At 72.6% G+C, this 12,579-nt stretch carries 11 protein-coding genes; 6 read left to right on the top strand and 5 right to left on the bottom strand.

The window, feature by feature from the left end; genetic code table 11:
* The first annotated feature begins 48 nt into the window (after positions 1–48).
* On the top strand, positions 49–657 hold the full coding sequence (locus tag BJ958_RS07255; protein ID WP_179726228.1) for an acVLRF1 family peptidyl-tRNA hydrolase: 609 nt from the start codon (positions 49–51) through the stop codon (positions 655–657).
* Positions 658–760: 103 nt separating this feature from the next.
* Positions 761–2,176, top strand: a complete 1,416-nt coding sequence (locus tag BJ958_RS07250; RefSeq protein WP_179726227.1) for a glycoside hydrolase family 16 protein — start codon at positions 761–763, stop codon at positions 2,174–2,176.
* Here BJ958_RS07250 and BJ958_RS07245 read toward each other — a convergent pair.
* Both BJ958_RS07245 and BJ958_RS07240 read right to left on the bottom strand, forming a co-directional pair.
* The gene (locus BJ958_RS07245; protein ID WP_179726226.1) at positions 2,111–2,641 is read right to left on the bottom strand and encodes a GNAT family N-acetyltransferase; all 531 of its coding nucleotides are present in this window, start codon (positions 2,639–2,641) and stop codon (positions 2,111–2,113) included. The genes BJ958_RS07250 and BJ958_RS07245 overlap by 66 nt on opposite strands.
* 33 nt (positions 2,642–2,674) lie before the next feature.
* A complete protein-coding gene (locus tag BJ958_RS07240; RefSeq protein WP_179726225.1) occupies positions 2,675–3,148 on the bottom strand; it encodes a GbsR/MarR family transcriptional regulator in 474 nt (157 codons plus the stop codon).
* 55 nt (positions 3,149–3,203) lie between these two features.
* Here BJ958_RS07240 and BJ958_RS07235 point away from each other — a divergent pair, with 55 nt between their 5' ends.
* From BJ958_RS07235 to BJ958_RS07225, 3 genes are read left to right on the top strand one after another with little or no spacing between them, the layout of a single operon-like run.
* Complete coding sequence (locus tag BJ958_RS07235; protein WP_179726224.1) at positions 3,204–4,109, top strand: ABC transporter ATP-binding protein; 906 nt, start codon at positions 3,204–3,206, stop codon at positions 4,107–4,109.
* A complete protein-coding gene (locus tag BJ958_RS07230) occupies positions 4,106–5,662 on the top strand; it encodes an ABC transporter permease (RefSeq protein WP_179726223.1) in 1,557 nt (518 codons plus the stop codon). The genes BJ958_RS07235 and BJ958_RS07230 overlap by 4 nt, the downstream gene beginning before the upstream one ends.
* A 10-nt stretch (positions 5,663–5,672) precedes the next feature.
* On the top strand, positions 5,673–6,578 hold the full coding sequence (locus tag BJ958_RS07225) for a phosphotransferase (RefSeq protein WP_179726222.1): 906 nt from the start codon (positions 5,673–5,675) through the stop codon (positions 6,576–6,578).
* A 20-nt stretch (positions 6,579–6,598) separates the two neighbouring features.
* Here the strand turns inward: BJ958_RS07225 and ypfJ are convergent, their stop codons facing one another.
* On the bottom strand, positions 6,599–7,561 hold the full coding sequence (ypfJ, locus tag BJ958_RS07220; protein WP_179730027.1) for a KPN_02809 family neutral zinc metallopeptidase: 963 nt from the start codon (positions 7,559–7,561) through the stop codon (positions 6,599–6,601).
* Positions 7,562–7,633: 72 nt separating this feature from the next.
* Between ypfJ and BJ958_RS07215 the strand changes: the two genes are divergently transcribed.
* The gene (locus tag BJ958_RS07215; RefSeq protein ID WP_179726221.1) at positions 7,634–9,232 is read left to right on the top strand and encodes an ABC-F family ATP-binding cassette domain-containing protein; all 1,599 of its coding nucleotides are present in this window, start codon (positions 7,634–7,636) and stop codon (positions 9,230–9,232) included.
* A gap of 33 nt (positions 9,233–9,265) precedes the next feature.
* Here the strand turns inward: BJ958_RS07215 and BJ958_RS07210 are convergent, their stop codons facing one another.
* Both BJ958_RS07210 and BJ958_RS07205 read right to left on the bottom strand, forming a co-directional pair.
* Positions 9,266–11,824, bottom strand: coding sequence for an FtsX-like permease family protein (locus BJ958_RS07210; protein ID WP_179726220.1), 2,559 nt, complete (start codon positions 11,822–11,824; stop codon positions 9,266–9,268).
* Positions 11,812–12,564, bottom strand: a complete 753-nt coding sequence (locus BJ958_RS07205) for an ABC transporter ATP-binding protein (RefSeq protein WP_179726219.1) — start codon at positions 12,562–12,564, stop codon at positions 11,812–11,814. Before BJ958_RS07205 ends, BJ958_RS07210 begins: the two co-directional genes overlap by 13 nt.
* Positions 12,565–12,579: the final 15 nt, after the last annotated feature.

Raw genomic sequence — 12,579 nt, 5'->3', positions numbered from 1 at the left:
AAGAAAGTAGAACACGTTCTCGTTGTTGGTGGCCACTAGTGTCGCGCTGTGCCCGAGGTCCTCGTCCCGCCCGCCCGCTGGCCACGCTGGCTGGAGAACTTCGCGTCCTCCCACGGCGGCACGGTGGTGGCCGTCGTCGACGGGGCGGTCCGCGGCTCGGCGCAGGACGGGTCCACCTTCACCGCCCGGCTGCCCTTCTCTCGTCGGTACGACGGCCAGCCCGACGAGCTGGCCGGCCACGTCGTCGCACCGCCGGCGTGGGGAGTGCTCCTCGTCCGCAAGGGTGGCTTCGCCGTCGCGCGGGTCGAGAACGGTGCGCTGGCGGCGAGCAAGGTGGGGCAGCGTCACGTGCAGGGCCGGACGAAGGCGGGCGGCCAGTCCCAGCAGCGGTTCGCGCGGCGCCGCGCCAACCAGGCCCGGGTCGCCTACGAGGCGGCTGCCGACCACGCCGTCACGGTGCTGGGCGGCGTGAGCGAGGTGGTCGCCGGGGGAGACCGGGGCGCCGTGGACGAGGTGCTCGCCGACCCGCGGCTGCGGTCCGTCGGCGTGGTGGGGCCCTGGCTCGCCGTACCCGATCCGCGGCGGGCGGTGCTCGAGCAGGCGCTGCGGGACGCGCAGTCCCTGGTGGTGAGCGTGGAGAACGCGGGCCCCCGCTGATCGCCGGGGTGGTCTCGGCACCGGCGGGTAGCGCAGCGGTGAGGATTCACCAATGATGACCGTCCGCTGAGGGATGGCGCCTCGTTCTCGGGAGGTGATCGCCATGGCGAGCTCGTCGACCCGCGCCCGCTTGCGTCGGCGCTCCACGCCGGCCGTCCCCCTCGTCGTCCTCGCCGTCGCGCTCGGACTGGGTGCGGTGTCGAACGAGATCCGGACCGCCGCCGCCTCCCGCGATGCGGCGCGACCGACGATCAGCCTGCCGATCCGCGACGGGGCGCACCTCGTCTTCACCGGGCGGGTCCGCGCACGCGCCGTCGCCCGGCTCCAGGTGCGCACCGAGAAGCGCTGGAAGGAGGCGGCCGGCAAGCGTGCCTCGCGAAGCGGGCAGTACGTCGTGACGACCGTGCTGCCGGGCGCCGACCGCAGGTACCGGGTCGTCGCGGACGGACGGGCCAGCGTCGTGCGCAGGTTCGCACGGCCGCTCGCCGCACCGGCGTCGGGCGACGGGCCGGCCGGCGTGGCCCCACCGGCCGGCGTGGCCCCACCGGCCGTCGTGCCGCCGCCGGGTGCGCCGCACGACCCCGAGATCCAGGAGCCGGCCGCCCCGCTCGACCCGCCGGCGGCAGAGGACCGACCCGGGGGCCCGGTCGAGGAGCCGCCCGCGAAGGAGCCGCCCGCGGTCGAGGAGCCGGAGGGGGAGCTGCCGCCCGAGGAGCCGCCAGCGTCGGAGGAGCCGGCGACCGACGACTGCGGCGTGCGGCCGCAGAAGCCCGAGGGTGGCCTGTGGTCCTGCACCTTCGTCGACGAGTTCGGCGGCACCAGCCTGGACGGCTCGAAGTGGATGCCGCAGACCACCTGGCTCAGCGGCATGGTCGGCGGCGAGCTCGGCTGCTACGTCAACACCCCGACCACGATCAGCGTCCGGGACGGCTTGCTGCGCCTGACCTCGCTGCGCAACCTCCCGGAGTTCACCTGCGTGAGCCCCTACGGCAGCTTCCAGTCCCGGGCGGTCGTCGCCACCGTCGCGAGCAAGGCGCGGTTCACCCAGGTCCGTGGCAGCTTCGAGGCCAGGATGCGGATGCCGGCCGAGCGCGCGATCCCGGGCTCGCACTCCGCCTTCTGGCTCTACCCGGACCAGCACACGTACGGCGTGTGGCCCGGCTCCGGGGAGATCGACGTCGCGGAGTGGTTCAGCGCCCGGCCCGCCAACGTGTACCCGTCGGTGCACTACGCGGGCGAGGTGGGCAGCTCGGGCGCCAACTGCCCGGTGCCCACGTCCAGCAGCGCGTTCCACACCTACGCCGTGGAGTGGACGCCCACCGTGATGCGCTTCTACTACGACGACAACCTGTGCTTCAGCCATCGCTGGATGCCGAGCAACGTGACGCCCCCGAAGCCCTTCGACCAGCCGTTCTACCTGGTGCTCACCCAGGTCTGGGGTGCGGCCTGGAACTCACCCGTCGCCGCGATGGCGAACGGCTCGACACTGGTGGTCGACTGGGTGCGAGCCTGGCAGTGACCGCGCCGGTCGGAGGGCGAGGGTCAGGAAGACGCTGTTCGGGTCGAGGACGTAGCCCTCGAACGGGCCGCACTCCGTGAAGCCTCGGGTGAGGTAGAGCGCACGCGCCGGCGCGAAGTAGTCCTCGGTCCCCGTCTCCAGGCTGATCCGGGCGTGGCCGCGGTCACGCGCCTCGGCCAGCACGTGGTCGAGCAGCAGCCCGGCCACCCCGCGGCGGCGAGCCGCCGTCGCGGTGCGCATCGACTTGAGCTCGGCGTGTGCGCCCGAGATCCGCTTGAGGGCGACGCAGCCGAGCAGGACGCCGTCCTCCCGAGCGGTCCAGAACGTGATCGACGGTGCCGCGAGGGCGTCGGGGTCGAGGGCGTGCACGCTCTCGGCGGGCGAGGTCGCGTACATGTCCGCGAGGTGCTCCTCGAGCAGCCCGAGCACGTCGGGACGGCGGGGGTCGTCGGTCGCGATCTGCATGGGCCGATCCTCGCGTACGCGGGAGGGCGGGCGTCAGTCGAGGCCCAGCTCGGTACGTCGTACGGCCCACCGCTGGTCGAGGTCGGACATCTCGGCGAGCACGAACGCCAGGAACTCCCGTGACAGCCGCAAGCGGCGGTGGGCGGGGTCGTCCTCGCCCAGGTCGGCCAGGCCGCGGTCGAGGGCGGCGATGAGGGGCGCGTAGAACTGGTCGAGCCGGGCGATCATGCCGTGCCAGGCGTCGTCGTCGACGACGAAGACGTCGCGCCTGGAGCCGCGCTCGCGCTCGCGGCGGATCATGCCGATGCCGTCCAGGTAGCGTACCGCCCCGGAGACACCGGCCGGGCTGACGCCGAGGCCGGTCGCGATCTCGGCGGCGGTCATCCGGCCGTCGTCGTCGACGAGGAGCGCGGCGAAGACCCGCGACGGCAGCCGGGCCAGGCCGGTGCTGGTCAGCGCGCCACCCATCCGCTCCACGAAGGAGTCGCGCGAAGGGTCGGCCGTCATGCAGCGCAGTCTATACAAGATTCAGAAATTGCTGAAAGAGGTGCATCATGGAGGCATGACGAGTCCCCTCATCGAGGCGCACGGCCTCGTGAAGACGTTCGGCTCCTTCCGCGCCCTCGACGGGCTGGACCTGGTCGTCGAGGCCGGGGAGGTCCACGGCTTCCTCGGCCCGAACGGCGCCGGCAAGTCGACCACCATCCGGGTGCTGCTCGGACTGCTCCGCAGGGACGCCGGCGAGGTCCGCATCCTCGGCGGCGACCCGTGGCGCGATGCTGCGCAGCTGCACCGCCGGCTGGCGTACGTGCCCGGCGACGTCAGCCTGTGGCCCAACCTGAGCGGCGGCGAGATCGTCGACCTGCTCATCCGGATGCGCGGTGCCGACCCCGCGACCTCGCGGCGCGAGGAGCTGATCGAGCGGTTCTCCCTCGACCCCACCAAGCGCGGGCGTGCCTACTCCAAGGGCAACCGGCAGAAGGTCGCGCTGGTCGCCGCGTTCGCCACCGACCCGGACCTGCTCATCCTCGACGAGCCCACCTCGGGCCTCGACCCGCTCATGGAGCAGGTGTTCAACGAGTGCGTGGCCGAGCAGACGGGCCGCGGCGCCACGGTGCTGCTGTCCAGCCACATCCTCAGCGAGGTCGACCGGCTCGCCGACCGGGTCACGATCATCCGGGAGGGCAGGGTCGTCGAGACCGGCCGGATCAGCGACCTGCGCCACCTCAGCCGGTCGAGGATCGTCGCCACGTTGAGCGGTACCGCGCCCGACCTGTCCGCCGCGCCCGGGGTCCACGACCTCGCGGTCGCCGACGGCCAGGTGAGCTGCACGGTCGACCCGGACGGCCTGCCGGCCGTGCTGGCGGCGCTGACGGCCGCCGGCGTCACGGCCCTCACCAGCACCCCGCCGAGCCTCGAGGAGCTCTTCCTCGACGCCTACCGGGACCGGGCCGGGGCCGGGCGATGAGCACGACCGGTTGGCGGCTGCTCCTGCGCCTCGGGCTGCGCCAGGACCGGATCCTCGCACCCGTGGCGCTCGGGGTGCTCGTGCTGATGAGCGTCGCGTCGGCCGCGGCCACCCCGGGCCTGTACGCCGACCAGGCCGACCGGGTCCGCGCGGCCGAGGCGATCAACGCCAGCCCGGCGATCGTCGCGCTCTACGGCCCGATCCTCGACGTCACCAGCGTGGGCGAGCTGGCGATGACCAAGATGACGGTGCTGTACGCCGTCTTCGTGGCGGTGCTGTTCGTCGTGGTGGTGCGCCGGCACACCCGGGTCGAGGAGGAGACCGGCCGCACCGAGCTGATCGGCGGCACCGCCGTCGGCCGCCACGCACCGCTGCTCGCCACCCTGGTCGAGGCCGTGCTGCTGGCGCTGGTGCTCGGCGTGCTCACCGCGCTCGGGAACACCGTGTCCGGGCTCGAGGCGACCGGGTCGCTGGCCTTCGGCGCGCTGTGGGCCGGGACCGCGCTGGTGGCCGCGGGCATCGGCGCGGTGACCGCCCAGCTGTCCGCCAGCGCCCGCACCTGTGCGGCGTACGCGGCCGGGGTGGTGGGCGTCCTGTTCGTGCTGCGTGCCGCCGGCGACACCGGCCCCGGGTGGCTGAGCTGGCTCTCGCCGCTCGGCTGGAACACCCGGGTCCGCGCGTACGGCGAGGTGCGCTGGTGGCTGCTGGCCTGCTACCTCCTCCTCGCCGCAGCACTGGCCGCAGCCGCGGTCGTGCTGCGCACCCGCCGCGACCTCGGCTCAGGACTGGTGCCGACCCGACCCGGGCCGAGGACGGGCTCGCCGCGGCTGGCCGACGCGTTCGCCCTCGCGGTCAAGGTGCACGCCACGACGCTCGTGCTGTGGTCGGTCGCGGCCGGCGTGCTGGGAGTGGTCTTCGGCATGATCGCGCCCGGCATCGGCGACCTGCTCGACTCCGAGGTCGCCCAGTCGATCATCGACGAGCTCGGCGGTGCCCTCGTCGCGGCGATCCTCTCGGTCGTCGCGGTCGTCCTCACCTACTTCGCCGTGACCGTGGTCAGCCACACCGGCCACGACGAGCAGGACGGCCGCGCGGAGCTCGTGCTCGCGACCGCGACCAGCCGCAGCGGCTGGTTCGCCGCGTCGGCCGTGCTGGCCCTCGTCGGTACGGCCTGGCTCCTCGTCGTGACCGGCGTCGGCCTGTGGATCGGGTACGTCGCCGCGGACGGTCCCGGCATCGGCAACCTGGTCGTCGCGGCACTGGCGTGGGTGCCCGCAGCCTGGGTGGTCGGTGCGCTCGCGGTGCTCTCGCTGGCCGTCGGGCTGCGCTGGTCGGTCCTGGTCTGGGCGTGGCCGGCGGCGTTCTTGACGCTCAGCCTGCTCGGCGACGTGCTCGAGCTGCCGGGCTGGCTGACCGGCCTGTCGCCGTACTCGCACGTGCCGTCGCTGCCGGCCGAGGGCTGGAGCTGGGGGAGTGCCGGTGGCCTGAGCGCCGTGGCGGCCGCGCTGCTCGTCGTGGCGTGGTGGCGGTTCCGCGAGCGCGACATCGGCTAGTTTGCCGACCATGTGGCAGCCCGAGCCCGACTGGGTGGCGCTCCCCGGAGGCACGGGGACGTCCACCGTCGGCGTGTGGCGCACCGCGCTCGGTGGGCGGCCCGTGGTGGTGAAGCGGCTCGGTGCGCCGGCGCCGGGCGACCCTGCCGTCCTGTCCGAGCGCACCCACGCCGGCTACTGGCGTCGCGAGGCCGACGTCTTGTCGACCGGCCTGACCGCCGAGACCCCCGGGCTGCGATCGGCCGCCGCCTCGGTGGAGGAGGACGACGACGGCGTCACGATCGTGCGCGACTGGGTCGAGGACGCCGCGTCGAGCGGTCTGTTCCTGGCCTTGTCGCTCGGCCGTTTCTCCGGTGCGGACCTCGGCCGCCCGCCGTACCTGGCCACATCACTGCTCCGCGACCGGATCGGCCGGGTCGCCCGGCGGGGCGGCTGGACCACCCTGGCCCGGACCACGGTCGCCGACGTCGCCGAGCACCTGTGGACCCATCGAGAGCGGTTGCTCGCGCTGCTGGACGCCCTGCCGCAGGTCCCGCAGCACGGCGACCCGACGGCGCTGAACCTGCCCGGCCGCGACGGCGACGATGCGCTCGCGATCGACTGGGGGACGCTGGGCCACGGCCCGGTCGGCGGCGACCTCGGCTACCTGTCCCTGTCCACCCGCGAGGAGTTCGAACCGCTCCTCGACGCCTACCTGCTCGGCCTGCCGGACGGGATCGCCGATCGCGCCAGCGTGGTGCTCGGTGCCCAGGTCGTCTCGGTCTACACCGCGCTCAACCGCGCGGAGTGGGCGCTGGCCCGGGTCGCGGGTGGCGAGGGCGCGCTCGCCGGCAAGTACCGCCACCCGGCCGTGGCGCCCCACCTGCGTGCGCTGCAGCGCACGTTCGGGCACATGGAGGACCTGCTGGCGCTGTAGGCCTCGGCTGAGGACCGGGATCAGACCTTGGGGGCCGCGAACGTGTCGCAGGCCTCGAGCGTGCCCTCCCGGAAGCCGACCATGAACCACTTCTGGCGCTGTGCCGAGGAGCCGTGCGTCCAGGCCTCCTCGTTGACCCGACCGCCGGAGCGCTTCTGGATGTAGTCGTCGCCGACCGACTTGGCGGCCTCGATGGCCTGGTTGATGTCGTCCTGCGTGAGGTCCAGGATCAGCTTCTCGCCCGACGCGTCCTCGGTGGTCGTCGCGTGCTTGGCCCACATGCCGGCGTAGCAGTCGGCCTGCAGCTCGAGGCGTACGCCGTCGCTCTGCGGCCCGGTCTGCTGGCTGCGGACCTGCCCCATGTAGCCGAGCAGGTTGGAGATGTGGTGGCCGTACTCGTGGGCGAGCACGTAGAACTCGACGAAGCTGCCGTCGGGGCCGCCGAGCTGACCCTCCAGGACGTCGTCGAAGAAGGTGGTGTCGAGGTAGATCGTCTCGTCCGTCGGGCAGTAGAACGGGCCGACCGCCGACGACGCGGCACCGCAACCGGTGTCCACGGAGCCGGTGAAGGTGACCATCGCCTTCTCGGGGCGGAACTTGCCGCCGAGCTCGGTGCCCCAGTAGTCGGTCAGCGAGTTCTCGATCGCGACCCGGGCGCAGTCCTGGCTGTTGTTGGCGTCCTCGCCGGTCTTGCAGCCCGCGTAGCGGTCGGTGCCCTGTTGCTGGTCGCTCAACCGGGAGGGGGAGTAGACGTTGCCGAGCCCGCCCGTGCCGCCGCCCCCGCTCAGCGGGTTGCCGCCGAGGAGGAGGGTGACCACCACGACCAGGATCACGCCGATCAGGCCGCCGATGCCGCCCTTGCCGGTCGGGATCGGGATCCGCATGCCGCCGCCCCCGAGACCGCCACCCATGCCACCGCCGCCGCCGGAGCCGGCGTCGCGTACCCGGGACTGGTCGAGGCGGGCCTTCGGATTGAATCGCACCACGTGCAGCACCCTAGAGGACACGGCCGTCGTTTAGGGGGTGTCGAACGGGCGTGGGAGAATGGTCTCCTCATGATCACGGTGCACCAGCTCGAGGTACGCGTCGGTGCGCGGCTCCTCATGGAGAACGTCAGCTTCCGCGTCGGCCCCGGCGACAAGGTCGGCCTCGTCGGCCGCAACGGCGCCGGCAAGACCACCCTCACGAAGGTGCTCGCCGGCGACGCGCTGCCCGCCAGCGGCTCGGTGACCAACAGCGGCGAGCTCGGCTACCTCCCGCAGGACCCGCGCGTGGGTGACCCGGAGGTCATCGTCCGCGACCGGATCCTGTCCGCGCGCGGACTCGACGACGCCGTCCGACGGATGCGGGCCGCCGAGGTCGCGATGGCCTCCGACGACCCTCACGAGCGTGACAAGGCGTTCCGCAAGTTCCAGCGCGCGCAGGACGAGCTCGACGCCGGCGGCGGGTACGCCGCCGAGACCGAGGCGCTCCAGATCGCGCAGAGCCTCGGCATCCCGGACCGGCTGATGGACCAGCCGCTCGGCACCCTCTCCGGTGGTCAGCGACGCCGGGTCGAGCTCGCCCGGATCCTGTTCTCCAGCGCCGAGGTGCTCGTCCTGGACGAGCCGACCAACCACCTCGACGCCGACTCGATCACCTGGCTGCGGGACTGGATGAAGTCCTACAAGGGCGGCTTCATCGTGATCAGCCACGACAACGACCTGCTCGAGGAGACCGTCAACAAGGTCTTCCACCTCGACGCGAACCGGTCGGTCATCGACGTCTACAACATGGGCTGGAAGAACTACCTCACCCAGCGCGAGACCGACGAGGCCCGCCGCAAGCGTGAGCTGATGAACGCCCAGAACAAGGCGAAGACGCTCACCGACCAGGCCAACAAGATGCGCGCGAAGGCCACCAAGGCCAGCGCCGCGCAGCAGATGCTGAAGCGGGCCGAGAAGCTCCTCGACGGTGTCGAGGGCGAGCGGCAGTCCGACAAGGTCGCCGCGATCAAGTTCCCGACCCCGGCCGCCTGCGGCAAGACCCCGCTCTCGGCGCACGACCTGTCCAAGTCGTACGGCGCCCTGGAGATCTTCACCGCGGTCGACCTGGCGATCGACAAGGGCTCCCGCGTGGTCATCCTCGGCCTCAACGGCGCCGGCAAGACCACGATGCTGCGCATCCTCGCCGGCGTCGACAAGCCCGACACCGGCGAGGTCGTCGCCGGCCACGGCCTCAAGGTCGGCTACTACGCCCAGGAGCACGAGACCCTCGACGTCTCGCGCACGGTGCTCGAGAACATGCAGTCGTCCGCGCCGCAGCTCACCGACACCGAGGCCCGCTCGGTGCTCGGCTCGTTCCTGTTCTCCGGCGACGACGTGCACAAGCCGGCCGGCGTCCTGTCGGGCGGCGAGAAGACCCGTCTCGCCCTCGCCTCGCTCGTCGTGTCGGCGGCCAACGTGCTGCTCCTCGACGAGCCGACCAACAACCTCGACCCGGCCTCGCGCGAGGAGGTCCTCAACGCGATCCGGCGCTACGAGGGCGCGATCGTGCTGGTCACCCACGACGAGGGCGCCGTGCACGCGCTCGAGCCGGACCGGGTGCTCATCCTCCCCGACGGCGTCGAGGACCTGTGGAGCCCGGACTACGCCGACCTGGTCGCGCTGGCCTGACGCCGGCCTCGTGACGCGTCACGACCTGCGGCCTCACTCGCTCGCGATCGCGTCCAGCACGTCCAGCCGGCTCGCCCGGACCGCGGGGATCACGGCGGCCAGCACGCCGACCACGATCGCCACGACGAGGAATGCCAGCAGCTGGCCGAGGGGGAGGCCGAGGCTGCTCAGGTCGTCGGAGAGCGAGCGCTGGAGCAGGACGCCGATCAGCAGGCCGAGGACCATGCCGAGCACGGCACCGAGGACGGCGATGGCGACCGACTCCAGGGTGATCATCCGGCGCACCTTGGCCCGGCTCATGCCGACCGCCCGGAGCAGGCCGATCTCGCGGGTGCGCTCGATGACGCTGAGGCCGAGGGTGTTGATGATCCCGATGACGGCGATCACGATGGCCAGGGTCAGCAGGCCGTAGATGATGTAGAGCAGCTGGTTGACCTGGTCGCGGATCTGGTCGGCGAAGCCCTGCTTGTCGAAGACCCCGACGATCGGCGCGGAGGCGGCGGCGGCGTCGACGGCGTCGCGGACCTTCGCCTTGTCGGCGCCCGGGGCGATGCGGACGCTGAGCGTCGAGTCCTGGCGCAGCACGCCGGCCGCCACCAGCTGGTCGAGCGGGATGCTGATCTCGGAGGTCGTGTCGGCGGACTCCACGATCCCGGCGACCTCGAGGTGCAGCGTCGTGCCGCCCTGGAAGCCGAGGTCGAGCTGGTCGCCGACCTTCACGCCGAGCTCCCTGGCGAGCGAGCGGAAGAGGACCGCCTCGGCGCCGGTCGGTGAGGCGACGCCCGAGACCACGTCCTGGTGGTAGATCCGTGCGTACTCGGCGTCGTTGCCGGCCACGCTCACCGTGTCGCCCTTGCCCGGCCCCGAGGCCACGTGCGCCGCGGTCCACTGCTGGCGGCTGACGACGGCGACGCCGGGCACCGTCGCGACCTTGTCGCCGATCTCGGTCGAGAAGGGCAGGAAGTTCGAGTTCTGCACCAGCAGGTCGGCGGTGAACTGCTCGTCGACCACGTCGTCGACCGAGGCGTTGAGGGAGGCGGCGAGGACCCCGATGGTGGAGACCAGGGCGAGTCCGATCATCAGCGCGGAGGCGGTGGCGCCGGTACGACGGGGGTCGCGCAGCGCGTTCTCGCCGGCGAGGCGCCCGGTCGTGCCGAAGACGCGGCCGAACACCGAGCGGCACACGGCGAGCACCGGCTTGCCGACCACGGGGCTGATCGCGGCGACGGTGAGGATCCAGATGACCGCTCCCACGCCGATCCACGCGGCGTCCGAGCCGGGAGCCCCGGCGACGCCGACGGCCGCGAACCCGGCGCCGATGACCAGCAGCACCGCCCCGACGAGCGTACGACGACGCAGGGACCCGCGTTCCGGCACGACGTCGGCCCGCATCGCCGCCACCGGCGCCACCTTCGCGCCGCGCCGGGCGGGCAGGTAGGCGGCGGCCATCGTGACGCCGAGGCCGACGACGTAGCTGGTGACGATCGCCCGCGGGGTGAGGTCGAGCGCCGTGCTGGCGATGTCGAGGCCGATCGAGCGGAACATCGCAGCGAGCCCGCGGGCGAGCACGAGGCCGAGGCCGATCCCGGCCGTCGTCGCGACGAGCGCCAGCACGAACGCCTCGAGAAGCACCGAGCGGGTCACCTGGCCCCGTCCCGCGCCGAGGGCGCGCAGCAGCGCGAGCTCGCGGGTGCGCTGGGCGACGAGGATGGAGAACGTGTTGACGATGATGAAGCCGCCGACGATGACGGCGATGATCGCGAACACCAGCAGGAAGGTGCTGATGATCCCGAGGAAGGTGCCGACCGCGTCCTGCGACTCCTTCGCCACCTCGTCGCCGGTCACCGCCTCGAACCCGTCGGGCAGGACGGTCCGTGCGGCGGCGGCGAGCTGCTCCTGCGTCACCCCGTCGGCCGCGGTGAGGCTGATCTGGTTGTAGACGTCCTTGCCGCCGAGGAAGAGTGCCTGCGCCTCCTGGGTGGTGAAGACCAGCAGGGTCGCGCCCGCCGTGCCGCCGCCGTTGAACTCCGCCGTCCCGACCAGCTCGGCGGTGCGCTCGAGTGTCCCGAACGGTGCGAGCAGCTCGACCTGGTCGCCGACCCGGTAGTCGCCCGCCTTCGCGGCGCCCTCGTCGAGGACGATCTCGCCCGGGCCGGCCGGCCAGCGACCCGAGGTGAGCAGCAGCGCGCGTTCGCCGTCCATGTTGGGGCCGTCGGTGTGGTTGAACGCGAGCGTCGGTGCGCCGGTGCCGCCCACCAGGGTGCCGTCGCTGGCGAGCAGGCTCATCCCGAACCCGGCGACGTCGCCGTCGGCGCGCGCGACCTGCGGCAGCGCCTTGAGCCGGGCAACGTCGTCGGGCGTGAGCGCGCGGCTGGTCTGGCCGGAGACCCCGCCGTCGAACGACGCGGTGTCCTGGGCGCGGACGACGCCGTCGGGCGTCGAGCCGTGGATGATCCCGTCGAACGTCGTCGAGAGGCCGTTGCTGAACACCAGCACACCGGAGAGGAACGCGACGCCGAGGATGACCGACAGCCCGCTCATCACGAGCCGGACCTTGCGGGCGAGCAGGTTGCGCAGCGTCAGGCGAAGCACGTCATCTTCTCCAGGATCGCGTCGCGGTTGGGCTCACGGAGCTCGTCGACGACGCGTCCGTCCGCGAGGAACACCACCCGGTCGCAGTACGACGCCGCGACGGGGTCGTGGGTGACCATCACGATCGTCTGGTGGAACTCGTCGACGCTGCGGCGCAGGAACCCGAGCACCTCCGCTCCCGAGGTGCTGTCGAGGTTGCCGGTCGGTTCGTCGGCGAACACGATCGACGGCTTGCTGACCAGCGCCCGCGCGCAGGCGACCCGCTGCTGCTGGCCGCCGGACATCTGCGAGGGCCGGTGGCCGAGCCGGTCCCGGAGGCCGACCGCGTCGACGACCAGGTCGAACCAGGCCTGGTCGGGCTTGCGACCGGCGAGGCTGAGCGGGAGCAGGATGTTCTCGCGGGCGGTGAGCGTCGGCACGAGGTTGAAGGCCTGGAAGACGAAGCCGACCTGTTCACGGCGCAGCGCGGTCAGCGCCTTGTCCCGCAGCCGGGACAGCGTGACCTCGCCGATCTGCACCTCCCCGGACGTCGGGGTGTCGAGGGCCGCGAGGCAGTGCATGAGCGTGGACTTGCCGGACCCGGACGGTCCCATGATCGCCGTGAACTCGCCCGCGCCGATGTCGAGGCTCACCCCGTCGAGCGCGCGGACCTCCGAGTCGCCCGATCCGTACCGCTTGTGGAGGTCGATGGCGCGGGCCGCGACCGGCTTCGGCGAGGCGAGCGAGGTGTCGGGGGGCATGACCCCCACCTTGCC

Origin of the sequence: Nocardioides kongjuensis, assembly GCF_013409625.1 — a bacterium.
Taxonomy (GTDB): domain Bacteria; phylum Actinomycetota; class Actinomycetes; order Propionibacteriales; family Nocardioidaceae; genus Nocardioides; species Nocardioides kongjuensis.
The sequence above is the reverse complement of the archived record's forward strand: the minus strand, read 5'-3'. Positions and strand labels throughout refer to the sequence as shown.

Bases quoted from the DNA above. Each gene is read 5' to 3' on its own strand.
- BJ958_RS07250 (WP_179726227.1), top strand. From the start codon at position 761: ATGGCGAGCTCGTCGACCCGCGCCCGCTTGCGTCGGCGCTCCACGCCG.
- BJ958_RS07245 (WP_179726226.1), bottom strand. From the start codon at position 2,641: ATGCAGATCGCGACCGACGACCCCCGCCGTCCCGACGTGCTCGGGCTG.
- BJ958_RS07240 (WP_179726225.1), bottom strand. From the start codon at position 3,148: ATGACGGCCGACCCTTCGCGCGACTCCTTCGTGGAGCGGATGGGTGGC.
- BJ958_RS07235 (WP_179726224.1), top strand. From the start codon at position 3,204: ATGACGAGTCCCCTCATCGAGGCGCACGGCCTCGTGAAGACGTTCGGC.
- BJ958_RS07230 (WP_179726223.1), top strand. From the start codon at position 4,106: ATGAGCACGACCGGTTGGCGGCTGCTCCTGCGCCTCGGGCTGCGCCAG.
- BJ958_RS07225 (WP_179726222.1), top strand. From the start codon at position 5,673: ATGTGGCAGCCCGAGCCCGACTGGGTGGCGCTCCCCGGAGGCACGGGG.
- BJ958_RS07215 (WP_179726221.1), top strand. From the start codon at position 7,634: ATGATCACGGTGCACCAGCTCGAGGTACGCGTCGGTGCGCGGCTCCTC.
- BJ958_RS07205 (WP_179726219.1), bottom strand. From the start codon at position 12,564: ATGCCCCCCGACACCTCGCTCGCCTCGCCGAAGCCGGTCGCGGCCCGC.